This is a genomic window from Mucilaginibacter robiniae (genome assembly GCF_012849215.1).
In the GTDB taxonomy this organism is placed as follows: Bacteria; Bacteroidota; Bacteroidia; order Sphingobacteriales; family Sphingobacteriaceae; genus Mucilaginibacter; species Mucilaginibacter robiniae.
This window is the reverse complement of the sequence record NZ_CP051682.1, coordinates 1,303,869-1,330,169: the sequence shown is the minus strand read 5'-3', so window position 1 is coordinate 1,330,169 and position 26,301 is coordinate 1,303,869. Positions and strand designations below refer to the sequence as shown.

At 45.8% G+C, this 26,301-nt stretch carries 25 protein-coding genes; 9 read left to right on the top strand and 16 right to left on the bottom strand.

Features of this window, described 5'->3' with window-relative positions; translation table 11 throughout:
* Nucleotides 1-77 precede the first annotated feature (77 nt).
* Both HH214_RS05890 and HH214_RS05885 read left to right on the top strand, forming a co-directional pair.
* Nucleotides 78-431: a helix-turn-helix domain-containing protein gene (locus HH214_RS05890; RefSeq protein WP_169606450.1), complete on the top strand. Its 354-nt coding sequence runs from the start codon at nt 78-80 to the stop codon at nt 429-431.
* Nucleotides 421-999, top strand: a complete 579-nt coding sequence (locus HH214_RS05885) for an ImmA/IrrE family metallo-endopeptidase (protein WP_169606449.1) — start codon at nt 421-423, stop codon at nt 997-999. Before HH214_RS05890 ends, HH214_RS05885 begins: the two co-directional genes overlap by 11 nt.
* Before the next feature lie 161 nt (nt 1,000-1,160).
* Here the strand turns inward: HH214_RS05885 and HH214_RS05880 are convergent, their stop codons facing one another.
* Together HH214_RS05880 and HH214_RS05875 are read right to left on the bottom strand one after the other, a co-directional pair.
* The gene (locus HH214_RS05880) at nt 1,161-2,381 is read right to left on the bottom strand and encodes a site-specific integrase (protein WP_169606448.1); all 1,221 of its coding nucleotides are present in this window, start codon (nt 2,379-2,381) and stop codon (nt 1,161-1,163) included.
* A 118-nt stretch (nt 2,382-2,499) separates the two neighbouring features.
* Complete coding sequence (locus tag HH214_RS05875; RefSeq protein ID WP_169606447.1) at nt 2,500-2,835, bottom strand: Arm DNA-binding domain-containing protein; 336 nt, start codon at nt 2,833-2,835, stop codon at nt 2,500-2,502.
* Between the two features lie 896 nt (nt 2,836-3,731).
* On the opposite strand from HH214_RS05875, the gene HH214_RS05870 reads away from it, so the two are divergent.
* Entirely contained in the window at nt 3,732-5,099 is a 1,368-nt protein-coding gene (locus HH214_RS05870) for a S41 family peptidase (RefSeq protein WP_169606446.1), read from the top strand.
* A 387-nt stretch (nt 5,100-5,486) separates the two neighbouring features.
* Here the strand turns inward: HH214_RS05870 and HH214_RS05865 are convergent, their stop codons facing one another.
* The 14 genes from HH214_RS05865 to HH214_RS05800 all read right to left on the bottom strand — a co-directional run bounded on the left by HH214_RS05865 (nt 5,487) and on the right by HH214_RS05800 (nt 17,951).
* Nucleotides 5,487-6,326 carry a bacteriorhodopsin gene (locus HH214_RS05865; protein ID WP_169606445.1) on the bottom strand — a complete coding sequence of 280 codons (840 nt, stop codon included), beginning with the start codon at nt 6,324-6,326 and terminating at the stop codon, nt 5,487-5,489.
* Nucleotides 6,327-6,402: 76 nt separating this feature from the next.
* Nucleotides 6,403-7,605: a family 1 glycosylhydrolase gene (locus HH214_RS05860; RefSeq protein ID WP_169606444.1), complete on the bottom strand. Its 1,203-nt coding sequence runs from the start codon at nt 7,603-7,605 to the stop codon at nt 6,403-6,405.
* Nucleotides 7,606-7,624: 19 nt separating this feature from the next.
* A complete protein-coding gene (locus tag HH214_RS05855) occupies nt 7,625-8,353 on the bottom strand; it encodes an SDR family NAD(P)-dependent oxidoreductase (RefSeq protein WP_169606443.1) in 729 nt (242 codons plus the stop codon).
* Nucleotides 8,354-8,394: 41 nt separating this feature from the next.
* Nucleotides 8,395-9,786, bottom strand: coding sequence for a cytochrome b N-terminal domain-containing protein (locus HH214_RS05850; RefSeq protein WP_169606442.1), 1,392 nt, complete (start codon nt 9,784-9,786; stop codon nt 8,395-8,397).
* Between the two features lie 6 nt (nt 9,787-9,792).
* Complete coding sequence (locus HH214_RS05845) at nt 9,793-10,299, bottom strand: QcrA and Rieske domain-containing protein (RefSeq protein WP_169606441.1); 507 nt, start codon at nt 10,297-10,299, stop codon at nt 9,793-9,795.
* Nucleotides 10,292-10,516, bottom strand: coding sequence for a hypothetical protein (locus tag HH214_RS05840; RefSeq protein WP_169606440.1), 225 nt, complete (start codon nt 10,514-10,516; stop codon nt 10,292-10,294). Before HH214_RS05840 ends, HH214_RS05845 begins: the two co-directional genes overlap by 8 nt.
* A complete protein-coding gene (locus tag HH214_RS05835) occupies nt 10,509-11,339 on the bottom strand; it encodes a cytochrome c oxidase assembly protein (RefSeq protein WP_169606439.1) in 831 nt (276 codons plus the stop codon). The genes HH214_RS05840 and HH214_RS05835 overlap by 8 nt, the downstream gene beginning before the upstream one ends.
* Entirely contained in the window at nt 11,336-11,887 is a 552-nt protein-coding gene (locus HH214_RS05830; protein WP_169606438.1) for a cytochrome c oxidase subunit 3, read from the bottom strand. Before HH214_RS05830 ends, HH214_RS05835 begins: the two co-directional genes overlap by 4 nt.
* Nucleotides 11,877-13,571, bottom strand: coding sequence for a cytochrome c oxidase subunit I (ctaD, locus tag HH214_RS05825; RefSeq protein WP_169606437.1), 1,695 nt, complete (start codon nt 13,569-13,571; stop codon nt 11,877-11,879). Before ctaD ends, HH214_RS05830 begins: the two co-directional genes overlap by 11 nt.
* Nucleotides 13,568-14,536 carry a cytochrome c oxidase subunit II gene (gene coxB / locus HH214_RS05820; protein WP_169606436.1) on the bottom strand — a complete coding sequence of 323 codons (969 nt, stop codon included), beginning with the start codon at nt 14,534-14,536 and terminating at the stop codon, nt 13,568-13,570. The genes ctaD and coxB overlap by 4 nt, the downstream gene beginning before the upstream one ends.
* Before the next feature lie 224 nt (nt 14,537-14,760).
* Nucleotides 14,761-15,369, bottom strand: coding sequence for a hypothetical protein (locus HH214_RS05815; RefSeq protein ID WP_169606435.1), 609 nt, complete (start codon nt 15,367-15,369; stop codon nt 14,761-14,763).
* 60 nt (nt 15,370-15,429) lie between these two features.
* A complete protein-coding gene (locus HH214_RS05810; protein ID WP_211166315.1) occupies nt 15,430-16,938 on the bottom strand; it encodes a trypsin-like peptidase domain-containing protein in 1,509 nt (502 codons plus the stop codon).
* Between the two features lie 68 nt (nt 16,939-17,006).
* Entirely contained in the window at nt 17,007-17,417 is a 411-nt protein-coding gene (locus HH214_RS05805) for a BON domain-containing protein (protein WP_256367699.1), read from the bottom strand.
* A 93-nt stretch (nt 17,418-17,510) separates the two neighbouring features.
* Nucleotides 17,511-17,951 carry a hypothetical protein gene (locus tag HH214_RS05800; protein WP_248282217.1) on the bottom strand — a complete coding sequence of 147 codons (441 nt, stop codon included), beginning with the start codon at nt 17,949-17,951 and terminating at the stop codon, nt 17,511-17,513.
* Nucleotides 17,952-18,302: 351 nt separating this feature from the next.
* Here HH214_RS05800 and HH214_RS05795 point away from each other — a divergent pair, with 351 nt between their 5' ends.
* The 6 genes from HH214_RS05795 to HH214_RS05770 all read left to right on the top strand — a co-directional run bounded on the left by HH214_RS05795 (nt 18,303) and on the right by HH214_RS05770 (nt 26,299).
* On the top strand, nt 18,303-19,220 hold the full coding sequence (locus tag HH214_RS05795) for a mechanosensitive ion channel family protein (RefSeq protein ID WP_169606433.1): 918 nt from the start codon (nt 18,303-18,305) through the stop codon (nt 19,218-19,220).
* 37 nt (nt 19,221-19,257) lie between these two features.
* Nucleotides 19,258-20,307 (top strand): AI-2E family transporter, encoded by a 1,050-nt coding sequence (locus tag HH214_RS05790; protein WP_169606432.1) that lies wholly within the window; start codon nt 19,258-19,260, stop codon nt 20,305-20,307.
* A 48-nt stretch (nt 20,308-20,355) separates the two neighbouring features.
* Nucleotides 20,356-21,573, top strand: coding sequence for a DUF2254 domain-containing protein (locus HH214_RS05785; protein WP_169606431.1), 1,218 nt, complete (start codon nt 20,356-20,358; stop codon nt 21,571-21,573).
* 91 nt (nt 21,574-21,664) lie between these two features.
* On the top strand, nt 21,665-23,524 hold the full coding sequence (locus HH214_RS05780) for a mechanosensitive ion channel family protein (RefSeq protein WP_169606430.1): 1,860 nt from the start codon (nt 21,665-21,667) through the stop codon (nt 23,522-23,524).
* Complete coding sequence (locus tag HH214_RS05775; RefSeq protein WP_169606429.1) at nt 23,521-24,762, top strand: cation:proton antiporter; 1,242 nt, start codon at nt 23,521-23,523, stop codon at nt 24,760-24,762. Before HH214_RS05780 ends, HH214_RS05775 begins: the two co-directional genes overlap by 4 nt.
* A gap of 238 nt (nt 24,763-25,000) precedes the next feature.
* The gene (locus HH214_RS05770) at nt 25,001-26,299 is read left to right on the top strand and encodes a permease (RefSeq protein ID WP_169606428.1); all 1,299 of its coding nucleotides are present in this window, start codon (nt 25,001-25,003) and stop codon (nt 26,297-26,299) included.
* Nucleotides 26,300-26,301: the final 2 nt, after the last annotated feature.

The window sequence follows — 26,301 nt, the reverse complement described above, 5'->3', positions numbered from 1 at the left end:
TTCATTTGTCAAATATATACATTGTATCGTTAATGTAACAATGTCTTATTTATAAAACTTTTCAACAACTTACCCACATGGAATCCACATTAAATTCAGAACTGTTGGCCAGTATGCTGAAATCCAAGCGCGGGAAAATGGGCTTAAGGGATACCGCGACAGAGATCGGCGGAATCAGTTCGGCGACGCTCTCGCGTGTTGAACAAGGTAACCTGCCCGATGTCGAGACCTTTATCCGGCTGTGCAACTGGCTCGGCGTATCCACAGAAACCTTTATTACCGGTGAGAAGATCGAGGCGGCAGACATCTCCGAAAAGGAAAAGATTGTCTTCCAACTGCGCTCCAGCCGCGAACTGGATACCGACACCATCAATGCCATGGTACACATGGTCGATATGGCTTTCACCAAATCCAAACGCAATGCCCAGTAAGTCTGTCCTGGCGCGCGGTTTTATGGCAGAGGCTGAACGGATATCCGAAGCCTGCCGGAAAGACCTTGGCATTTCCAAATTCGATCCGCTGGACGCCTTTAAGCTCGCCGAACACCTCCAGGTGGACGTTTTTACCGTCGACGAAATCTTTGGCGATCAAACAGATCATCCGGACTACAGCCGGATGACAGATCCCGATAAATTTTCGGCGATGTGGACGCCAAATGTTCACGGCGAAAAGATCATCATCCATAACGACCGCCATTCCCGCTTCCGCCAGCAAAGCAATCTCATGCACGAGTTGGCCCATATAATCCGTAAACATACCGTCCCGCTGGAATCTGCCATACTATGCGCACAATATGGGTTGCATTATTTTAACCCCGTCCACGAACAGGAGGCCAAATACTTAAGTGGCTGTCTGCAGATCACCCGCGCAGGTTTGCAATGGGGACTCAAACACCTCTCCACCATAGAAAGTATTTCAGACCACTTTTGCGCCAGCGTCGATATGGTCAAATACCGCATAGGTATTACCGGTGTGTCCAAACAGTATAGATTTAGATAACGGTCATTCGACAATAATGCCATTTACCTAAACTGGCATCAGGTATCTTAGTCGTAGTTTCGAAACCAACATTGATCGCTTGTTGCGCAAATTTGAAATCACCCTACAATCCACTCTATATCGGGCAACTTAACGTCCACAAGTCATGATTAACGAATTAGTCAAATTAATTCCAATCGCTTTTTTAATTGCTTCATATCTTCACTGATTTTTACATCAACAATTTTGGCATAGTGCTGTGTTTGCTTTAGTGATTTGTGACCAAGCATTTTTGAAACCGTTTCTATTGGTACCCCGTTAGTTAGTGTGACTGTAGTGGCAAAAGTATGCCTGGCAGTATGAAACGTTAAATTTTTCTTTATACCGCAAGTGTCCGCGATTTCCTTTAAATAAGAATTCATTTTTTGGTTGGTCAATACAGGTAGGACAGTACCATTACTCATACATTTGGGATGCTTTTCGTATTTGGCAAGAATTTTTAGCGCCGGTGGAAGCAAAGGAAGTCTTGTAAATGAATTTGTCTTTTGCCTGGTTGTGATGATCCATTTTTCACCATCTATTCCAATGGTTATATCTGAGTCTTTTAAATTATAAACATCAATATAAGCTAGCCCTGTATAACAGCAAAAAAGAAATATATCACGTACATGAATAATTCGTTCTATTTTAAATCGCTTGTTAGAAATTGCAAGTATTTCTCCTTTTGTTAAAGCAACTGGAATTACTTCCTGTCGTTTAGTTTTGAAGCGTATGAATGGGTCCTTTTTTAACCACCCCATTCTCAGGCACTCCAGGACAATCTTCTTAAAGTTGCCCACATATTTTATAGCCGTATTATGATTGCATTTCTTTTTGCTTTTTAGCCAGAATAAGAACTGAGTAATAAATTCATAATTCAAATCACCAACGTCTATATCATTCTTCTTATATTTCCACTTGATAAAGTTACCTACATGGGAGTATGCGGTTTTATAACGGGTTAGTGTACCAGCAGCAACTTCTAGACCTACTAAAGCTTGCATCTGGACATTGTGTTCAAGGAATGCGGCCATAATGAAATGTTTCTTTTCATCTGCTCCTAAAAGCACTTCTTTAATGCCTTCTGCGGTTATAGGTTTACTGTTTTCAATGAGTTTTATTTTTGCCTGATAGACCTTACAGGATATAAGTTCTAAATATGAATTCAGTTTTTTTACATCTTCGCTTTCACCGGTTGCCCTACCTAATGATGAGTCCCATTGATCAGTTATCCATTGCCTTTTGATGGACAGTTCGCGATGGCTTCCATTTACAGTGATACGGAGATAAACATATCGTTTTTCATTCTTTTGATTTTTTGCTTGCTTTAAATAAAAAAACAAGCCGAAGCTTTTTTCTAACATAACAAATTTTAAATGTCAGCAAAGCTTGAAAGTGATCTTCTTAAATCAAAAATTTAACGATTAGATGTGGAATCAATACCGTAGAGAAACTGCGAATGTAACTTTAATAAAAAGGCCCTTAGGAGATTATTCTCGGTTTTCCGTAATTACCCGTCATTACTTCTTTTAGGGCCTGAGCAGACACTTCTTTTTTGTTTTCCATTAGCCATCTTTTGGCTTGATACACTTGCATGGCAAATACATTAAGAAAACGGTTAAGTTCTTTTGTCGCCACGTTGCTACCATTTACCCTTCCTGAACGTGCGTCCCATTTTGACGGTTCACATTTTCGCTTAGTTGAAATCTCGTTTGATTTACCATTAACTGTGATCTTCAAGTAGATAAATCTGACATCATCACATTTGTTTTTGGTTTGTTTCAAGAAGAAAAAATAACCGAAACTTTTTTCTATCATAAATATGATTTTAAACGATTAACAAATTTAAAGCTAAGACCTTTGCAAAACAAGATGTTCATATTGTAAACATGCTGTTATACGGGCCAATGTTAATGATTTAGTTGAAAATGGTTTCTGACATTTAAAATGATAACTATCTGATTATCAATATAAATTGTTTTCTGACGAAAAACATTTTTAATTTTAGCTTAAATACTTCAATTGCAATTATTTAAGCCTTTAAAGCGTCTTTTTGGAGATAAAAAAGACGCTACGAATGACGCAATGCGGTTGTGAAGATTTTTTGATATTCAAAAGGGCTTAAAAAAACAAAAACCCCCTAATTAGCGAAATTAGAGGGTTTTTTAACTATAAAAGATTCAAGGTTCGAATCCCTCTTTCTTTTAATTTTTACTTGTAAATAATTGATTTTCAATCAGTTATAAACTATTTTTACTTTCAGCGGAGAGGGGGGGTTCAGAACACGCCTTTGTATATAGCTGATTATCAATGTTTTGATTTTAACATAATATAGCCACTCTACGAATCACGCATAGAAGCAAATAACTCTAATTGTCTACATCTAAGTTAAGGATTATTTACTATCAAAACAAATGTTAACGCTTTAGGCACATTCAAATCTATAGGAAGTTACTAGAAGCTATCTTATAAACATTCAAGTTGTTAAGAGGGGGCTAATTTAACCTCTATATTGAACTCAATATTAAATGAATTACCACTGAGACAGCCCTACAAGCGGTAGTATTGCTCGTTTCAATAACGACAAAATTGGCTGATGGTTGTTTATGAAGTAACTTCTAATCTGCTGATTACAAAAAGATGTAACTTGATATAAAATTCAGTCGGAACGCAACTATTTACTGCAAACTTGCATCTTGGATTAAATTTGTTATATGAAAATCGTTGTACCTGCATTTTTGATCATGTTTTATAACCTTCTCTGCCAAGCGCAGACACTTACACGAAGCCAGGCAATAGCGGATATAGATGAGTACAATAAGGTGCTTCGGGAAGTACACTACAATCCTTTTTTATACATAGATGCTGAGGCTTATGATCGTAAGGTGGACAGCCTGAAGCAGACGCTTGATGATACGATAAGTATAAAATCGATGTTACTAAAAGTTTCTCAGCTAACTTCAGCCTTAAATGATGGCCACACGATGCCTGCCGTTGTTCAGCCGCAGTTCAAGGCTGACTTCCGTAAACCGATCTATTTTCCCTTAACTGTTGGAGATAGCCGGAATGGAAAGCTCTATATTATTGATTCATACACACCGGCACAGATTCCATCTGGAGCAATACTGCTCACCGTTAACGGTTTAAATATGATGAAATTTTACAACGATGTACTGACTTACGTTGGCGGATTGCTGCCTTACAGGAAACAACTGGCTCTAGGTCTGCTGAGCAATTATTTATATGATGCTGGTGTTACTGCACCCTTCAATGTTACTTATTCAGTCGATGGAAAGAAATATACCACCACGATTAAGGAAGGTGTAATCTTAAAAGAAAGTTTAGCTGTTGCCTTTCCACAATTTAGAGGAATTGATTACAGCTTCAGGTTAATTGACGGCAAAGTGGGCTATCTGAACCTAATTACGATGGGAGATGACTACAAAAGGTACGGACGTTTCTTTGACTCTTGTTTTACCACGATGAAGAAGGCCAACATCACTACCTTAACTATTGACCTGCGCCAGAATACCGGAGGAAATGCTTTGATAGCACATCTGCTCATTAGCTACTTCAATACTAAGCCCTATGCACTTTCTGGTGGCAGATACTGGAAAGTAAGCCAGCGCTATAAGAACTACCTTGTCAGTCGTGGCGATACAGGGAATTCTTACCTCAGGCAGGTTAACGGAACTATATTTGACCAGAGACAGTGCGGCCCTCAATCCCCAATGTTCACGGGCAACAAGCTATTGTTTGGTGGAAAAATCTATTTGATTACAGGTCCACAAACCTATTCAAGTGCCACGCAATTGGCTGATGCCATAAAGCAGTACCACATGGCTACTGTTATTGGGCAACCAACAGGTGAAAACACCAACGACTTTGGCGAACTGTATAGGTTTGAATTGCCTAACAGCAAGATACAAATGCAGGTAACTACTACATTTGATTTAGGGGCGGACTGCAACGCCAAAAAAAATCAACCAGTAATGCCAGACCATCTGATTCAAGTACGACAAAAGTCACCGTCCGGCAGTAAAGATGCTGTGCTTGAATATATAATGAAGCATGTTAATTAAAAGGCGCATGAGTACCCACGATCTTACCGGAAGCCATCTTATGCACGGGCACCCTATTGGATACTAAATTTTATGGTAAAAAATATGAGGTAATTATAAACAAGCTCGTATGGAATTAGCAAAGTATCCAGGAATACAATTTATTTTAGAGTATTTATGAATAGTTTATAGAAGATATCTCACAGATATCCTGAATTCAAATCTGCACTCAAACACTCGGTTGACAATAACCTAAAATTGCTTGAAAGCACTTGATATTAACTTTCGATATGCATGGTGAATAAGCACAGAACAAGCTAATCAACGGCGTTGACCATTTATGAGATGACTTCTAATCACGCTGCCGCACATGGAAGTGATGCATGGGTTGAACAACCAGTTAAGCGATTAATCGACCAAATGCACCTCTGCTACCGCGTCATCCGCCACCTTTTTTTCCAGTACGCTTTTAGCCGCCAGATAAACCACCGCACCGGCGCCTACCTTATTGATTACATCAAATATACTGAAGGAGATATGAATGTAGTTCAGATTGAAACCATCCACTGTGGTCAGGATATAACCTAACGGGTAAACACCCCAGGTGGTAACGGTGGAAAGGGCCAGCCATTTAAACGCGGTACGTTCTTCGGGTTGCACGGTGTCTTTAAAGCGTTTCCACAGGTTCCATAGCACAACTGGAATGATGATGTAACCCACAGTGGATATGGCACCCCAGATGAGCTTATCACCTACCAGGATATGCCCGTCAGCGCCGATCTGCTGTTCGCCGATGTAGCCGGTAATTACCATAAATAAATCAGCGAACAATAGCCAGAATATCGCCGTTTTGGCCTGGCTGGGCTTGATCTTTAGCATACCTACTGTTTTAAGCAATAGCAACGGCGTGGTTACGGACCAGTCAATATATCGTAGCTGACCGATGGCGTTGTAAGATGTCCTTAATAGCTCTTCCCGTTTGGCCGGGTCGGTAAGGCGGGATAACTCACTGAGCATTTCGTGGTAAAAATGCGCTATCAGCATATAAGATATCCCGGCTACCGCGGCAATGATCGCCGTAAAGTACCGTGAGGTACGGTGCTCGGGTGCTACGCTGGACTTACCCAGCCAGGCAAAGATGAACCCGCCCAGAAAGGCATAAGCTGCAAAAATCATAAAAAAATAGGCCACCATCGATGAAATGCCAACGCTGTTGGCCGTGGGCAGAAAAGAGTCAGAAAAATGCATAATGTTTCGTTTTTAAAGGTGAAAAATGAGGTACTCAAATTGTTGTCAGGGGTGATAGATTGTCTTTTGTAAAAATCTACAGGTATTTCTGCAAACCAAAATTTTCCTTCTCCAGTACCGGCCGCCACAATTCAATCAGCTTTTTATAAGCTTCGCCCACCGGACGTAGTTTCCGGTTCAGGTCATAAAGGCCCAAAGGATTAACCTTGCCGGCGTTGTTGCGTAATGCCGAATCCCAGTCCACCTGATCGAGCAGGCTAAACCAGGTGAAACCCAGTATCGGAAAGCCGTCCTGCTTAAACCGGTAGATATTGGCCCATTCCTTTTTCAGCCAGCTGACGGATCCAGGTTCACTGATGTTCGTTTCGGTATGCATTACCGGCAGGCGGTAACGCTCATAGTATTGCCGGGTGATGATATAATAACCGAATATTTCGCCGGAAGCGGAGGTGCTGCCATCGGCATGGACCAGGTGCTCATTGGTGGCATAATAATCGTTACCCATAATACACTTGGCCTTTGTAACATTGTTATCCATGAACCACTGGTATTCTTCATGGGTCATGCCGTTGTCCAGCAGATACAGGTACATGTCCACGCTCACCGGGTGCCCGTACGACAGATCAAGTGCCAGGAACCGCTTCTCATTTAGAAAATCTGCTTTGGCCCGGCAGTCAGGGTCTTCGGCATGAAAGTATTCGGATGACTCACTTTGAATAAAGGTCGCATCTGGCTGCACTTCTGCAATGGCCTGCATCGCCAAAACGTTGGCTCTACATAGGTTTTTAAGTGCGGTAACGAACCCTTTCTCCGTTTTCAGGCATTCATTCCACCAGCCATACTGCCCGGAAAACATCGCACACACATAAATCTCGTTGACAGGGGTGTAAAATAGCTGCTCCGGGAAACGCTGTGCAAAAGCGCGGGCATATTCCGCAAAGTGCTGCGGCCAGTCGGCATTTTGAAAATCACCTACCCAGTCAGGCACACCAAAATGGCACAGATCCAGTATTGGCCTAATACCTAAGTCCTTCAGTTCCTGCAACGTTTTGTCGGCTATTGCCCAATCATAAGTGCCGGGGCCGGTATGCGCCGTGTAATAGGGCGGCCCATACCGCAGGAACTCGATACCTAAATCCTTGACCAGGCCGAAATCTTCTTTCCAGTGGCCGTAATGACCGGTTTTCTCCATCTCATCGATACGTATCTTCTTACCTTCACTCCAAATGGTAGGATAGCTGTTTTCAATGCCGGTGGCGAATATAAATTTGTTGTGCATGGCTGATGATTTTTCAGATTTATAGAATAGCTAAACGTCCGCCGTCTACAACGAGCGTAGTGCCGTTGACGAACCGGGCCTCATCCGAGGCCATGAAACAAATGGCGGCGGCCAAATCTTCGGGCTCGCCAACTTGCCCGGTTATTTTTTCATCACCATCCTTTACCTCCGGGTTTGACCACAGCATTGGGGTATCCACCGCACCGGGCGCTACACAATTGAAACGGGCTTGTTCATGTGTGTATTCACGGCTTAATCCCCTCGTAAAGGCTTCAATACCGCCTTTACTGGCAGCATAGGGCAGAACGGTTTGCTCGGTCTGGAAGGCATGTACCGAGCTTACATTAACCACCGCCCCCTTTTTCATATACGGTAGGCAGTATTTGCAGAAGGCAAATACCGAGCGGAGGTTCACGTCAATCACTTGGTCCCAATCAGCTATCGAAAGATCTACGATTTTTTGAAACGTCATCATGGCGGCATCATTCACCAGCACATCTATCTTTTTATACTTCTCCACAACCGTCTTGACACACTGTTCAATTTCATCCGTTACGCCCACATCTACCCGGATGAACATGGCTTGGCCGTCTTTTTTGGTGATTTCATCCACCGTTTTTATGCCTGATTTTTCTTCCCGGTCAATCACGATGACAGTACCGCCTTCTACCGCCATTCGCAGGCAGGTTGCCTTGCCAATGCCTGAACCGCCGCCGGTCACCAGGCAAACTTTGTTGCTGAATCTCATAGTTATGGTTTTAAGTGATTTAAATTATGCTTTTCAGATTCTCACTTTCTGCTTTGTAAGAAAGCGAGAATGTCCGTTAACTCTTTTTTGCTTAATATACCCCCGTAAGCCGGCATATTGCCGCCGCCATTTACAATACGGATGGTTAAATCACCATAGGATAATCGTAAGCCGACCTGCGTGAGGTTAGGGCCTCTATATCCGCCTTGATCATTTATCCGGTGGCAGTACAGGCAACCCTTTTTATAAAATAACGCTCCCCCGGCCATTACTTCGGGGTTAGTGGAATGAATATTAACGGCAGTTAATGGCTTGGATTTAAACCGGGGCGACCACGGTGATTTTTCGCCCAGCAGGAACAGTGCAAATACGAATATGACCACGCAAGCCGAACCAAATACGGCCCATGGCCGCCTGATCGGGTGACGTTCGCCCTTGTTGGAAACAAAAGGCAGGGCCAGCAGAATAATTATTGTCAGCGTAGGCCCGATGATGATCATGTACGATTCAATCCTGGCCGGCATGAGCGCAAACAGGGAAAAGATAGAAAGCATGTACCAGTCGGGCGCAGGCGTAGTGTTCAGGTGCGCGGGGTCGGGCGGTGTGGTCAATTCCGGCGGCCCGACAAAATAGGCGAAACCAATGATGGCAATAATGGTGCCGGCTCCAAACAAGACATCGCGCCAGGCCGCATAAGGCCAGAAAGGTACGCCTTTACTTTTCAGCATATCCTGGTACCATTGCCGGTAGGTTTTGGGGTCTACTAGCCGTCCGGCTTCAGGCGGTTCTGAGATGCCATTGCGGATGACCAGCATCAGGTGATAGCCCACAAACAGGAATATAATAGCCGGTATAATAAATACATGGTAGGAAAAAAAACGGCTCAGGCTATGCCCGCCAATGGTATCGCCGCCCAACAGTAAACGTGCCGCCCACTTGCCGATAAAAGGCAATCGTCCCAATTGTTCTGCGGCTACAACCGATGACCAAACCCCGTTTGAATCCCAGCGTAGCAGCTGACCGGTGAAGCCCATGGCTATCGTGAGGAAGAACAACAGTACACCGCTGATCCAGGCCATTTCCCGTGGAAACTTGTAAGCAGCGGTGAGGTAAACCCTGATCATGTGAACAGTTACCATAATGATCATAAATGAAGCGCCGAAATAGTGCATACCCCGCAGGATGTTGCCGAACGCCGCCTGGTGGGTAATGAATTGCAACGACTGGTACGCTTCCGCAGAAGATGGCTGGTAGAGTAAGGACAGTGCTACTCCGGTTATGACCTGTAACACCAAGCAGAATAATGTGGCGCTGCCGAACACATAACTCCACTTAGCACCCGGCGGTACCAGATGACCCAGCAGCGGCCCGAATATCTCGGTAAAACCACTGCGGTCATCAATCCAGTGCCATATTTTTTTCAGGGTTTTCATGCTGGCTTATGCGCTGATGTTGGTAATAGGCACTGGTGATGTTTGTACCTGCACCTGGTTTTTTTGAATGCGTACAGGGTACTGCACCAGTGATTTGGGCGGCGGCCCGGCAGCTACCGAACCGTCTTTATAATACACACCACCGTGGCAAGGGCACATGAATAGCTGTGCACCTGCTTCCCAGCGGACCGGGCAGCCGAGGTGAGTACAATTAGCCGAGAAGGCCGTAAATTTATGGTCGGCATCGCGCCTGAGCCAGGCGGCCGTATGAGTAGTTACGCCGGCCCATGCCTCAGCGTTGGCATTCTCAAAAGTGACCAGTTTGGTGGTGCCAATCTGAAAATCATCCAACAAGCCTACATTACGCCATACCTGCGGTGTCTTTTCAATCAGCGGTGCAAACAAGGCAGCCAGAACCGGCACACCGGCTACAGCTGCGGCCAGGCCGGCCAGGCCCAGACTCAGCTTTACTAAAAAGCCTCTTCGTTTTTCATCGGTGGTATCTTCATTCATGGCGTAATAGGTTAATCCACCCGATCAGGGAAACGACGAAAATCAACAAGCCGGCGGTCAGGATAACCCAGGTGGTGAGCAATCCCCAAAAGGTGAAGGCCAAACCCATCGCCAGAAAGAAAGGCCAGTAGGTAGGCTTGGGTAATACTTCCGGCTTCGCCTTCTCCCAGTCGGGGCCAGGCTTGATTTCCGGGTAAGAGTTTGCAGGCTCAATCATGGATTACAGGGGTATGTAAATGAATAGAAACGGTTTCAGTTTGAGCAGGGCTTTCCGCAAACCAGCGTTGCAGCAGGTACAGGCACCCGGTCAGGTAAACAAAGCAACAAGGCACCCACATAATCAGGCCGGCGACCTGCTGGTCGGTAGCCTGGGTTATATGCCACGGGTTCGTGCTGCCCATCTTCATGGTATTGCTTACATAATGATGATAGGTGGTGAGCGGCGCAAAAGTGATGAGCAGCCCCAGCAGGGAACAGCTCACACAAGCGGTAAACAAATATAATACGCCCGATAGCGGATGTATATGTAATTTCTTGTCCGGCCCGAACAACGGCCAACTAAAGATCACTCCGGCCAACAGCATACTACCCCCGTGTAAAAGCGGAACGGGGCTAAGCCAGCTGCCCATATGCACGAAGGAAGCATCAAATACCGCCGGTATATGCCAGAACCACATCACAGCCACGCCGCTGCACCAGGCCAGCCAGCTGTGTTTTCGAATAAAGCCAGACATAGCGGCCACTGTTTGATGGGTGCCGGAACCCGCCGGAAGGCTCATCACCAGTAACGGCCCGCAAACCAGCAGCAAGATGACATGAGCGATCATGTGCGCACTGAAATAACAGTGCATGCCTAAAAAGTGCAGGGGTGAGCATTCGGTTAGCAGGAACAGCGACAGTGCAATGCAAAAAATGATATTGTTCTGCCGGTGCTTATACCCGGCTAACCGGTAATAAAGGTAAACCAATCCCATAGCCAAAAGCATGATCAGCAAATTAAAATGCCATTCCCAAAGCAGGGGTTTCATCGGTGTCATCATACAAAATAAGGTGCTACGTAAACAATCAGAAAAACAACCGCCCATACAATATCTACGAAGTGCCAGTAAATGCCTATCGTTTGAATAATGCTGGATTGCCCCTGGTCATAATCACCCAGAAAGGTCAGGCAAGTAATGATGCCGATGATGACAAGCCCGGCAAAAACATGCAGGCCATGAAAGCCGGTCAGCGTAAAGAAACTGGTACCAAACGAACTGCTGCTGATGCTGACATGCGCATTAAGCAACTTCAGGTATTCACTGCCCTGCCCGAACAGGAAGACGATACCTAACGCCAGTGTCAGGATAAGCCACAATTTCAGGCGGCCCATCCGGCCCTGCTCATAATTGCTTTCGGCACGCCAATAGGTAAAGCTACTGCTCAACAGCAGCGCGGTAAAAATGCCCGTGGTTTTCGTATCCAGATGTTGCAACAGCTGCGCCTTGAAGCCCGGCCCGAATGAAAAGTAAACGAACGCCATAATCAGCGACACGAAAAACATCGCCTCGGTACCCACCACCAGCTTCATCATCAGTTTATTTCCCATCTATATTGCCATATTTGTTTGGCCGGTTCCAGTCGGCATCATCCGGCCTTTTATAGTCACGGTAAGGCCGGGTGCTTTTCACCGGTACAACCCTGTCAAAGTTCTGCAGGGCCGGCGGTGAAGACGTCATCCATTCCAGCGTGTTGGCATCCCAGGGGTCTGAGGATGCCTTTTCCCCGCTACGGATGGCTTTCACCAAAATGTAAATCAACAGTGCCACGGATACAGCCATCAGGAACCCGCCAATGGTGGATATCAAATTCAGTATGCCCCAGCCCGGCAGATCCGGATAAGTGTACACCCGGCGCGGCATGCCCATGGCGCCGAGCGCATGCTGAACCAAAAAAGTAAGGTTAAAGCCGACCACCATGAGCCAGAAGAACCACCGGCTCAGCCGCTCGTCCAGCATCCGGCCGCTCATTTTTGGAAACCAATAAAATAAGCCGGAGAACAGACCGAACAGACTGCCGCCGATAAAGACATAGTGCAGGTGCGCGACTACATAATAAGTGTCTGTTAACTGCCAGTCGATAGGCACCACGGCAAAGGAAACACCGCTCAGGCCGCCGATGGTAAACTCCACCAGAAACGCAATAGCGAACAGCATTGATACCCGGAAACGGACAGCGCCCCCATGCATGGTGGCCAGCCAGTTGAATATTTTAACGCCGGTGGGCACACCTATTAAGAGACTGCTGGCGGCAAAGAAGCTGTTTACCGTATTGCCCAGCCCCGTAGCAAACATATGGTGTACCCATACGCCAAAAGCCAGCAAGGCAATGGCAATACCTGAACCAATTACAAAAGCGTACCCAAATATCGGCTTGCGGCTGTACACCGGGAAAACCTCTGAAAAAATGCCGAAGATGGGCAGTATCAATATATAGACTTCCGGGTGCCCGAACAGCCAAAACAAATGCTGCCACAGGATAGCTGAACCACCGCTGGTCGCACTGAAAAAGTGGGCATGCAGCTGCCGGTCAAGCAGCAGCATAATCAGTGCAGCATTGAGCGAGGGAAAGGCGGCCAGTACCAGAAAAGAATTGATCAGGATCATCCATACAAACAGCGGCATCTGTTTCAGGCTCATGGAACTGACCCGGTATTTGAGTATGGTAACAATAAAATTAACCGATGCGGTTACGGTACCGATACCGGCAAACAGCAGGCCCGAACAATAATAATCAATACCCAGGGAAGATGAATAATTGTACTGGTTGAGCGGCGCATAATTAAACCAGCCAGCATCAGGTGCGCCGCCGGCGATGAAACTGAAGTAGAGCAAGCCGCCGCCAAAAAAAGTAGCCCACAAGCTAAAGGCATTCAGCCGCGGGAAAGCCAGATCATTAGCACCGATCATTAAAGGCAGCAGGTAGGTAGCAAAGCCAAAAATAGCCGGGGTCAGCACAAAGAAAATCATGGTCGTGCCATGCATGGTAAACAGCTGATTATACATTTCGGGGGCAATGAAGTGATTGTTCGGTGCAGCCAGTTGCAGGCGCACCAGTAAAATCTCGATGCCGCCGATAACCAGGAACAACACAGACAACCACAGGTACATGATGCCTAACTGCTTATGGTCAACCGAAGATATCCATTGCAAAATGCCCTGACTGCTGCTCAGGCTTAGGTCAGGAATAGGTTCCTCTGGTTCGGGTACTTCCAAAAAACCTTCTTTCATCATCTCAGGTGTGATAAATAGGCGGTTAAAGCACGCAAGCTATCGCTGCCAAAAATAAAGCGGGGCATATGTGCGCCGGATTTTACTTTCTGCGGATCTGTCAGCCAGCGGTACAGGTTTTCCGGGTTATTCGCCATCATGCCGGCCAGCATAGTGCTGCGGCTGCCGAAGTGGGTCAGGTCGGGCCCTTGTAAGCCAGCAGCACTGGTGCCGCTGATGCGGTGACAACTGCTGCACGAAGCGTTGACGAACAAGGCCTGCCCGGCTTTGGCCATGGAATCAACAGGTAATTCTTCGTCGGTTGCGTTGGCGACCAGCCAGCGCTGATAATCTGCCGGCAATTGGGCAACGACCCTGATGCGCATCCAGGCATGTTCCTGGCCGCAAAATTCGCTGCAAGCCCCTTCATATACGCCCGGCTTATGGATGGTCAACCACAAAAAGTTCCTGATGCCGGGTATCATATCCATTTTACCACCTAAAGCCGGCACCCACCAATCATGTATCACATCGGCACCGTTTAGCTGCAGCAGTAACGGGCGGCCAACGGGTAAATGAATTTCGTTAGCAGCGGTAACTTTTGCCGCCGGGTAGTTGGCCTGCCACCACCACTGGTGACCGGTAATAATTACATCAGGCTTGCGGTTGGCGTGTGCAGGTAAAATAGCGCTCATTACCTTTACTGACCAGAAGAAAAAGCCGATCACCAGCAGCAGGGGGATGCTGATCATCAGCGCCTCCATTGCCCGGTGGCCGCCCAGTTGTTTAGGTTCGGGGCTGCCGGCTCTGGCGCGGTATTTAATTGGAATGTAAATGGTCAGAGCCACAACCACCAGCATGATAGCAGATGAAGCCCAGATAAAGCCGTTGGTTATACCCTTTATCTTCTCCGCCTGCGGCGTAGCAGCGTCAAAAATGGTCTGCGCTTTAAGCCATAACAACTCTGTTTTTCCTGCAATCTGAGGCATAAATTATCCTGTTTATATCATAGGAGTTTTGAATAGGCAGCCATGATAAATGATTAGGCGCCGAGCCAACCGCCAAACACTCCTTACAGCAATCTTCATTGCAGCAGCATCAGGCTACCGGACATTGTAAAGCTATCAGCCACAACTTGAATAGTTTTCGCATAATAAAAATCAATCAGTTACACCTGTACACACAGGCTTTGCACTGCTCCCATCTCAAGCAATCATTGCGCTATGTTTCTGAACAAAGTTCCCACCTCCGCAAAAACATCCCTTACTGTTCCTTTCTGGTTAAGTGTTAATGTTTTTTCATCCATTACGTCTATTTTAGCTCTTAACGCTGCCGTAGAAGAAATCCCTGTCTGCAGTTTATTTGCCCGCTGGGTGTCTACAACATCCGCTGTTATGTAAAATGCTTTTTTTATCATATCCGCATGCCGGCCACTTTTCCAGTTGAACGTAAGTGAATCTGCCAGATGGCGGATCGACATAACTTCCGCATGTACCTGGAATTGTGTCTCGGATGCGGTGGAATCTGGTAACGCAGAAAGCACATCGGCGATCCTATACAAACCTGTTTTCGTCAGGTTGTGATCAAACGTCATCTTTCGTGCAGGTAAAACCATCAACCATTGCTCGTAGCGGTAAATAGCTGATGAAAGTTGATTGTTTGCTGACCGTACCGCCACGCTGTGGCCGGCTTTGCTTCCGGAATTTTCTGCAAGCTTCCAGTATACATACTGTCCGCCAACCGCAAGCAGGCCTACAACAATGAATCCACTCAGCCAGTACAGGATGGTATTGCTGTGCGGCCTATCTGTTATATCGGTCATATACGAGTTTGTTAATGTACTTTACCAGTTGCCGGGTTGTCCTTTTCAAGAAGTTTTGTTTTAAGTACCCAGGGACAAATTGAACATGATCCTTGAGCCATCGGGCGCAATGCAGGCAATCCTGATCGTACCACTGGCAGCTGCGGTTAGCGCTTTAGCCAGCTGTACCGGATCATTTACCTGTATACCGTTTACATTAACCACAATAGCCCCGGGCTGAATGCCGATTTGTTCAAAAAAACCGCCCGGTGCTATCGCTGTAACCAGCATACCTGAGCCTATTTGGTACCTCTGTTTCTGCTGGCCATCGAGCGGCGCAAAGCGGGCCCCCAGTTTATGATAAATATCGTTTAAGCCTGCTTCTTCTGTCGCTGTATTTCGCGTGGCGGCTGCTTCTCCCTTTAGGATAGCCGCAGTTGTTGTTGATTTACCCTTTCGGGAGTAGGCGAGGGTTACCCTATCATCCGGGTGATGCCGAGCAATACGTTCGGAAAGCTCTACTGATGAATTGAGGGCATGTCCGTCAATCTGCTGTATGATGTCGCCTTCTTTTAAGCCCGCCACTGCAGCAGCACTACCCGGGCGCACACCGGTGATATAAACTCCATTGATACTGCCCGGACTGATGCCCCGTTCTGCTAATGCCTGCTCTTCGGTAACTGGTGACGGAAAGACAACACCTAGATAACCCCTTTTAACGGTGCCGTACCGACGCAGGTCATCCACAATCTTTCGGACCAGGTTAACCGGGATAGCAAAGCCGTAACCTTCGTATCCACCGGTTTGGGAAGCTATGGCAGCATTAATACCAATAAGCTCGCCTTTAGTATTCACCAAGGCACCGCCGCTGTTCCCCGGGTTGATAGCCGCATCCGTCTGGATGTAGGCTTCTATGGCAGAGGCGCCTCGGTCGCTGTTTTGCTGTTCATCTTCATGATGACCTATGATACCTATACTTCTTTCTTTTGCACTTACAATACCTGCCGTTACAGTGGTATTTAGGGAAAACGGATAACCGATAGCCAGCACCCACTGCCCGATTTCTACCTGATCTGAATTACCCAGTTTAACAGGGTTTAATCCCTGAGCATTAATTTTGATCAGTGCCAGGTCAGTATTAGGGTCTCGGCCAATTAATTTAGCTGTATAGTTACGTTTATCTGTTAACACCACTTGCATGCGGGATGCATCTTCTACCACATGGTTATTCGTTATGATGTAGCCATCCTGGCTCAGCACTACGCCGGACCCGGAAGCCATCACAGGGGCCGTTTGCCGCCGTGGTCCGTAATACCTCGGAACCGCGATACCGGAAGCAGAGGCTTGTTCTGACATCGTAACCTTGATATGCACCACCTGACTGGAAGCTATTGCTGCGGCGTGGGTAAGGTTCGGATAAACTGCTGCTCCGGAGTCTGCGTCACGGCTTCCACCAGTCACCAGGCTAATTTTTCCCGTTGTATCTCTAAAGGCAACAGCGTGAAAACTGCGTTCCATAATTTTAAAGCTGGCTACGCTTACTCCAGCCGCAATCAGGATGGTTAAGAAAATAACTCCCCACTTGTTCATCAGCATTTATTCCAGTATGATAAAAAAAACACGTTTCGGAAATCAGGGCATCATGAACGCACAATGTCTTATTTCACAGCTAGTTGGTTGTCCAATTTCTTGGGCTTGAGTACCTGCAGCTCCGTCATCAGTGAATTTACGTCCTTTTTGTCAATGCTTCCCCGAAGCACTACGACACCAGCTGCTACGTCCGCCTGTACACCGTCATACTTGCTTACCACAGACTGCACCGATGTACGAAGCGTCAAATCAGTTTTCTCCTGTTTATGAATCTGGTTGTCAATGCTCTTAATTCCACCCACGGTTTTAACTTGCTGTGCAGCCAGAGAGTCGCAGTCGCCATTTTCGCAATTACCGCTCAGGGTAACTACGCCATCTTTAACAGTAGCACCAATCTCTTTAAACTGCGGATTCTGCTGTAACTTTTGAGTCACTTTTTTCTGAAGGTCCTCGTCGCTCGTACCGCCGCATGAACTCATGAAGATAAGTACTGCCGCTGCAGACAGCAGATGTTTGTGATATTTAATTTCTGTATGCTTCATTGTGCAATTATTCGTAAAATACTATTTCAGTTAATGGAATTCTTTGGTCGTCAGTACCACTTGCGAACCGGGTGTCTGTATGTTGGATTGATTTTCTGCTGTAACAAATACCCGTTCAGGCTTGAAGGGCGTAACAGCATGTAACAAGGCTTGGAGACTGCTCGAGAAGAAGCCACTGGAACTGTTCAAACGCCCCAGATTTTTAGTTCCGTTACGCTTAGTTTCCATCCAAACCACATAGGTCTCTTTGGGCGGATTGAGCCGGGAAGGTTCAGCCAGGCGCTTAATATTGACATCTACCGTATAGTTATGATTGTCATCTTCGGATATTTTGATATATCCTTGAGCTGCGGGCACCACACCCGAAGTTATAAAGCTCACTTTCTTGGCACAGGAAGTCAAACTCAGGGAATACCCGATTAGTAAAATCAGGTATAGGGCGTTGCGCGCAAACAATTGAAAGTATTGCATTCTGTTAAACATTAATGTGAAGAAAACTTGCAGAAGACAGGCAGGAGCAGCTATTGATGGTAGTGTATTGTGGATTTAACCTTTGACAGAGCAAATAGTTTTAAAATTATGACAATTATCTAACTTGAAGTTTATTCCGTGTAGTATAAGCAATGATGCATCTTGTCTCTCCCTCCCGCTTTAGGTAAACAGTCCAACTGAATGATTTCAGGTTTTTTAATAAAAGGCAGATAGCACCAACTAGTCATGTTTGAAATGATGCTGAACTGCTTTCTCCTGTTCCTCATCAAGTGACTTGGAGAAAGTTCAGCGTTTTAAAACATACCACGCGGGTGGTAGTTAATCATTAAGATGGATATTAAAAAAGCCTACCAGCTGGTAACTGAAAAACTTGCGTTGTGGCTACGCGATTTTATCCGCCTGCTGCCGAATATAATCATTTCTGCTTTCGTGCTAGTTATAGGTTTTTACCTGGCAGCCTGGATCCGCAGAATTGTTTTAAATCTGATCGGTAGGATATCAGAAAACCGAACCCTCAACAATCTGCTGGCCTCGATAGTTTACATTGTACTTCTGGCAGTTACAATCTTTATTGTGTTGAGCATCTTGCACCTGGATACAGCAGTCGCATCTATATTAGCCGGTGCAGGTATCGTGGGCTTAGCTTTGGCTTTTGCGTTTCAGGACATTGCTTCCAATTTTATTTCAGGCATCTTCATTTCTTTTAGGAGACCTATACGCATTGGCGATATTGTTAAAATTAAAGATTACATGGGTAAGGTAGAGGACATCAACTTAAGGGACACTATGTTGCGTACTTTTCAGGGCCAGATGGTTATTGTGCCTAACAAGGACGTCTACCAGAACCCAATTGAAAATTTTTCCATCCTGGGCAAACGCCGGTTTGATCTTGTGATAGGCGTTTCCTACGGTGAAGACCTCGAAAAAGTAAAGAAAATAACACTGGATAGCTTGAAAGGAATGGATGGGCTGACTACAGAAGACGAGATTACGATGTTTTATCAGGAATTTGGGGGCAGCACCATCAACTTCGTACTACGTCTTTGGGTAAGTTCACCGGAGCAGCCAGCCTATCTGGAAGTGGGAAGCAAAGCTATCATGCGGCTGAAAAAGACATATGATGAAAACGATATTATGCTGCCGTTCCCTACCACGACGCTTGATTTCGGCGTAAAAGGGGGAGTTCCATTGAGCGATGTTCCGATGAAAATTAATCTGGCGCCGCCTGCAGACTCCCCAAAACTGTAAGTTGTTCACGGTTTAAAATCACTCAAAACTCAATTATATGGAGAATGAAAGCAGCCCCCACACCGATTGGCCTTATTATATTAAAAAGACCTGGATCAAATGGGGTATCTTGGTCTTTTTGGTTGTCGCTGTTCTATTATTTAAAGCGATCGTCAGCATTATTTTGCTCACGTTAGCCGGTGCGCTGCTGTCCATTTACTTTTACGGCTTTGCAGGCTTGTTGCAGAAGCGCCTGCATTTACCTGCCACATTCAGCCTCATTGTATCTGTGGTTATCAACTTGGGACTGCTTTGCGCATTCTTCTGGTTTGCCGGAAGCCGGCTTCAGTCGCAAATCACGACACTTTCAGACACCTTACCTTCTACCCTGCAGCATGCCAAAGTACAGATGCAGCAGTCGCCTATTGGCAGTAAAATACTCGATTACATCGACCATAGTGGTAATGAAGGCAAGACATCCGCCTTCATCAGGCATTTTTTTTCCTCCAGCTTCGGTATTCTGAGCGACCTGTACCTGATTGTGCTGATCACCATGTTCTTTGTAGCCAGCCCAGTGATGTATAAACGGGGTATAGTGCACCTGCTGCCTGAAAATGCCAAAGATAAAGGAGATGAATTACTGGATCAGTTGGGCGATGTACTGAAAAAATGGATTAAGGGTCAAATTATAGGGTTTTTCTTTATTGCTGTTTTTACAGGCTTGGGGTTATGGGCGTTGGGCCTCCCGTTGGTATTTACGCTGGCGCTGATTGCCGGCTTTCTCAACTTCGTTCCCAATTTCGGACCCATCATCGCTGTTATTCCTGCCCTACTGCTGGCACTGATGCAGGGCCCGGCTACTGCTTTCCTGGTGTTCGGTATGTATACGCTGGTTCAGATTATACAAAGTGCCGTTACCCAGCCGCTCATTCAGCAAAAAATGATCAGCATGCCGCCGGTACTTACAGTGGTTGCGCAGGTAGCTATGGGCGCGTTAACCGGCTTTTGGGGCGTTTTGCTGGCCACGCCTGTCGTAGCCATCGGAATGAAGCTTACACAGGAGTTGTATGTAAAAAAACAAGCCTATCATAAATATCCGGTAGATTAATCCGCGCCTTAGGAAAGATCCCTCAAAACACTATTATCTGCCCCCATTATGAAACATGTACTGGCCAAATGGCTCCGCAAAACCTATAATCAAATTACGGGGAGTATTGCTTTTTATCCGGCACTGATTGCTATAGGCTTCCTGTTGCTATCATGGATAATGCTCGAACTTGATTTTTCAGAAAGCGGTAAGCACATCAAATCCAACTATTATCTGATCCGGCTGCGTGATGCCAGCACTGCCCGTACTATCGTTTCCACCATCGTCACTGGGATCATCTCCCTGGCCGTGTTCAGCTTTTCTATGGTTATGATTCTGCTTAACCAAGCTGCTTCGCAGCTTAGCAACCGTACCTTAGAAAATATGATTGCCAACCGTTTCCAGCAGCTGGTGCTGGGCAGCTATATCGGCACCATTGTTTATGCCCTGTTTCTGTTAAGCACCATCCGGGATCTGGATACCGGTATCTACGTTCCTGCGCTCAGTATTTATCTGCTGGTATTATTTACCGTTGGAGATATTTTTCTATTCATTTATTTTCTGCATTTTATTACACAAACCGTCAAGTTTGAAACGATCATTAAACGGGTGCAAAACCGCACATTGAAAACGCTGCAGCTGTCCGGCACAAGCAGTGTCTGGTTACCTTTCAACCGGCCGGACACTGTCAAAACAATTATCAGCATGCCCGCCGCTAATTATTATCAGTCGTTTGATGATAGAGATATGATGCGCTTTGCGGAACAGCACGATGGCATAATTGTCTTTCTGCACCCTAAAGGAACTTATCTGCTGAAGGGCATGCCGCTACTGGAATTTTATGCAGGCTATCAGTTAAGTGACAGGCAAATTGATGAACTGCTGGATGCCCTGGATTTCTATGTAGGACAGCCTGTTGAAAAAAACGCCTATTTCGGATTCCACCAACTTACGGAAATTGCTTTGAAAGCATTAAGCCCGGGCATTAACGACCCGCAGACGGCAGTTCTGAGCTTAAATGCACTTACTGCTTTGTTTGCCTATTTGTTAAATCATACTCAGCCCTCGGCTTTGCATGATAAACGCGGACAGGTACGGCTATATCTGCGGAATTATTCGTTTGAAGAGTTATTCGCAGTTTGTTACCCGCCGGTGTGGCATTATGGCGCTAAGGACCCTTACCTGCAGCAAGCCGTAAAAGTGATGCTAATCCAGTTACTCAGCACAGCACCCCCAGGTACCAATACTAAGTGCATTATAAACTTTCTTGACCAGAATGTGGAATAACAGACAGCTGGTGATAACCGACCGTTGGCTAATGTGGTGATCAGGTTGGTTTATTTGCTTACTTTTAATTAATAGCATCAACCTTTGTTAAATGAAGTATCTTCTACGTATTGCGATTTTATACCTCGGTTTTCATCCAGCATTTGCCCAGCAAGACAGCGTTCAGCACCAAACAGATTCTCTGCTCAACGTCAGGCTCAACAACCAGTCGGCAAAAGTTCAGCAACTTTCGGCAGAACGACTGGCTGATTCCCTGAAACGGGCAGACCTGGAAAACCGGATTAGCCTGCTCAAATCAACGGAACAGATCAAACGATCTGTACTGTTAAAGGAACTGACAGGATTAAAGCAGGGCGACTCCCTTCGTCTCATTAAACAAAAACATCAGATCGATTCGTTAAAGCGTTTTGTCAGTGGCTTCCCGGTCACACCTTTTCAGGACTCTTTATTCTATATATTTACTCGCCAGGGCAGTTTCACGCCAAAAGATCGCGCGGAAGCGATAGCTAACCGTATCCGGCAACTCGCAGATGACTATGCCTTCCGAGCCGATTCCATTAAGATATCTGCATCAGAGCAAACCATGGACATCCTATACAAAAGTAACCTGCTGATGTCTGTTTCAGAACAGGATGCGTTATGGCAAAATACAACTAAAGCAGGGTTAGCCGCACAGCTAAAAAATACAATTGGCAAGGCTGTCACTGGCTATCGCCTGGCGACCAGCTGGTCTACGCTCATCAAGGAAGGTTTGCTTGCCTTGTTGGTGCTGTCCGTTGTTATTCTGCTGATTTATGGTATCAACCGCTTGTTCCGATGGTCCCTTTCGAAAACAAAAGTAGAAAGGGCCTGGTACTCCAGCGGAATCAAGATCAAAAACTATGAGTTGCTGAACGCCGAACAGGAGCTTGGCGCCCTGCATTTTATCATCAACATTATAAAATGGGTTTTAATTGTTTTACTGGTTTACTTGGCGCTGCCTATCCTCTTCGGCATCTTTCCTTTCACCAAAGACCTGTCGGCTACACTGGTAGGGTATGTAACCAGTCCTTTAAAAAGGATTGGTTTGGGCATTTGGAATTACATTCCGAATCTGGTGACGATTCTCGTGCTGGTAGTCATTTTCCGTTACGTTCTCAGGTTCTTCCGGTACGTTAAAACTGAAATTGAAAAGGAACGGTTAACAATCCCGGGGTTTTACGCGGACTGGGCGAATCCGACTTACCAAATACTGCGGGTATTGGTCCTGGCATTTATGCTAATCGTAATTTTCCCTTATATGCCCGGGTCTGATTCACCTATCTTTAAGGGCGTATCTGTCTTCGTCGGCGTGTTGTTCACCTTTGGTTCAGCAGGTGCTCTGGGTAATATCGTAGCGGGTTTGGTTTTGACTTATATGCGGGCTTTCCGCTTAGGCGACCGGGTTAAGATTGGTGAGGTTACGGGTGACATTATTGGACGCACGTTACTGGTGACACGCATACGGACGATCCAAAATGAAATTATTTCCATTCCTAATTCTACGGTGATGAGTAATCATACAGTCAATTACAGTGCGGACGCCGCAGTAAACGGCCTGATTATTCATACAACAGTAAGCATTGGTTATGATGCCCCCTGGAGGCAGGTTCATCAGTTGCTGATCAACGCGGCCATTGCAACCCCGATGATTGAAGCCGAACCCAAGCCTTATGTATTACAAACCAGCCTAGATGATTATTATGTAAGCTACCGGATCAATGCCTTTACAAGAGCCCCAAACAAACAGGCCGTTATTTATTCATATCTGCATCAGAACATTCAGGATCAGTTTAACCAAGCAGGTGTCGAAATAATGTCTCCGCATTACAGAGCCTTGCGTGACGGAAGTCCTTCGACTATTCCAACGGAACATCTGCCCGGATATGCTGCAGCGCCGTCAACGATATCCCAGCAAACCCCGGACCAATGAACATCAACGAAATTCTGACCATAACAATCGTACTGGCCGCCGCATTTGCCTATATCAATCATCGCTTTATTAAGTGGCCCCCGACGATAGGAATTATGGTACTTTCGCTGCTTTCCTCTATAGCACTGGCTTTTCTGGGCAGCTTTCATCCTATACTTTCAAAGAAGGCGATTCAATTAGCTTCCTCTATTGATTTCCAGGACTTGTTAATGAACTTCATGCTGAGCTTTCTGCTGTTTGCAGGAGCCATTCACATTGATGCCGGCCAACTGAAAAAGGAACGATGGCCGATTATTATTCTGTCAACTGTAGGTATTCTAATCTCTACCTTTCTGGTTGGACTGCTGGTGTATTATCTCTTCCAAATTTTTCATCATGCGGTACCCTTCATTTACTGTCTACTCTTTGGCTCTCTGATTTCACCAACTGATCCTATTGCCGTGCTGGCTATTTTGAAAGAAGCGAAAATACCCGCTTCGCTTGAAATAAAAATATCCGGTGAATCCCTGTTTAACGATGGTGTCGCTGTAGTCATATTTATAACACTCATGAATGCAGCACGTGCCGGCGGCGCGGATGTTTCGATGTTCTCCGTCAGCAAACTGTTCGCTCAGGAAGCTTTTGGCGGCCTGATCTTCGGCGGTCTGTTAGGCTATGTGGGTTACCGTACATTACGCTCAATTGATGACTACAAAGTAGAGGTTATGATCACCCTGGCTGTTGTAATAGGCGGTTACTATGTCGCAAGCCATCTGCATATATCGGGACCACTGGCTATGGTAGTCGCGGGTATTACCATGGGCAATAAAGTCAGGGACGGAGCGGTGTCTGACCTAAGCCGGGATTATCTCGGCAAATTCTGGGAACTAATAGATGAAATACTGAACGCGGTGCTGTTCTTGCTGATCGGTCTGGAAATGCTGATTATTAAGATCAACATGACCGTATTCCTGATCGGGGGAATATCCATTATCATCGTGCTGTTGTCCAGATGGGTTTCTGTTTTTATTCCAATATCCTTGCTGCGTTATAACGTAAAATTTGAAAGGCATGCCGTTACCATGCTCACTTGGGGCGGATTGAGAGGCGGGTTGTCGGTGGCACTCGCGTTATCATTAAGCTCTGCTATGCACCGTGATGAGTTTGTATTTATTACCTATATTATCGTCGTGTTTTCCATTTTAGTTCAGGGTTTAACGATAGGCGCATTGGCAAAACAACTGCAACAGAGTGAATAACGATGTAAGTACAACTCTGTTCCACGAATCTTCCATACATGACCGGATATACCAGCTGCCGGTCAGCAAGTTCGGGAACTGACTATTTTTATTCCAGCCGGATAAACTTGCGGCAGTAATATTCATGCGTACAAGCTTCTTCCTAATTATGAGTAAATTTCGCTGCAATGCCTGTATAGTATTCATGTTCAACAAGTTAACTTACCCCTTAGGAAGTTGATCCAATCGCGAGAAACCGATGCAGGCTCACTTTCGGTACGCTTATATCAACGCCAGCTTAAATCCGTACCATGAGTACTGTTATGCTATGCTCACGAATACCCGGACTTTAACCGCGCTGCTTCAAATCAACTTCATCATTCTGCTGTTAAACTTTGAAAGTAAAACGATGAACGAGCTAAAGCAAATCGGCATAGCACTACTTTCCATGATCTGGGACATCTACTGGGGCTTAGCCTTCGGCTTTATGCTTTCCTCCGTCATCAGGGCATTTATACCGACCAGCGCTATCAGCTCACGGCTAGGAAAGGACAATGCCAAGTCCTTATCTTTGGCCTCGTTCTTCGGAGCCATCTCTTCCTCGTGCTCCTATGCCGCCGCTTCCATGGCCCGTACCCTGCTGATCAAGGGTGCAACCTGGTCTAATGCCGTGGCATTTATGGTAGCCAGCACCAACCTGGTTTTCGAAATCTTTATTGTCATTGTCAGCATTTTGGGCTGGTCGTTCTTTGGCGGTGAGGTAGCAGGGGGCATTTTATTTATTTTAATTTCCGCTTTCCTGATCGCTAGGTTTTTTCCGGCGAAAGTTAAAGAAGAAGCAAAGTCGAATTTGCAGGATGGACCTACGCAACAAGGTTTACAAGCCGGGCACATGCATGATTTTACTGAGGCCAGGATGCAGGATATGCATGAAAGTGACATAAAGGAACCGGAAATACCTAAAGGGTTTCGGTCCAAACTGCTGTTGGCCAGCAGTCATTTTTACATGGACGTGCTCATGGTAGGTAAAGATATTCTTATCGGCGTGGTTGTAGCCTCCGTCATGATGGTAGTGATGCCCAAAAGTTTGTGGAATACTTTATTCTTAACCGACAACCACACGCTGCCTCATATTCTCGTAGTTATACTGAATATTGTGGTCGGTGTATTTGTAGCTATAATCAGCTTCGTTTGTTCAGTAGGCAATATTGTGATGGGGGCGGCTTTATGGCACGGGGGCATTTCCTTCGGCGGTGTAATTGCCTACATTCTGGCCGATTTGGTAACGATCCCTATGCTGGCGGTTTACCGAAGCTATTACGGCAACAGGCCGATGCTACTATTATTGCTGGTGCTCAGCGTCAGTATCATGCTGTCTGCACTGGCTGTAGATTTAGGCTTCAGTCTTTTGCACATGATTCCGCAGCAACATACAGCATCAGATATGCATCAAAAAGTGTTTGCCTGGAACTATAAAACCGTACTCAATATTGTATTCATGCCATTATCAATCGCTTATTTTTTCATCGGTAAAAAGCAGGGTGGCATGAAAATGTAAAT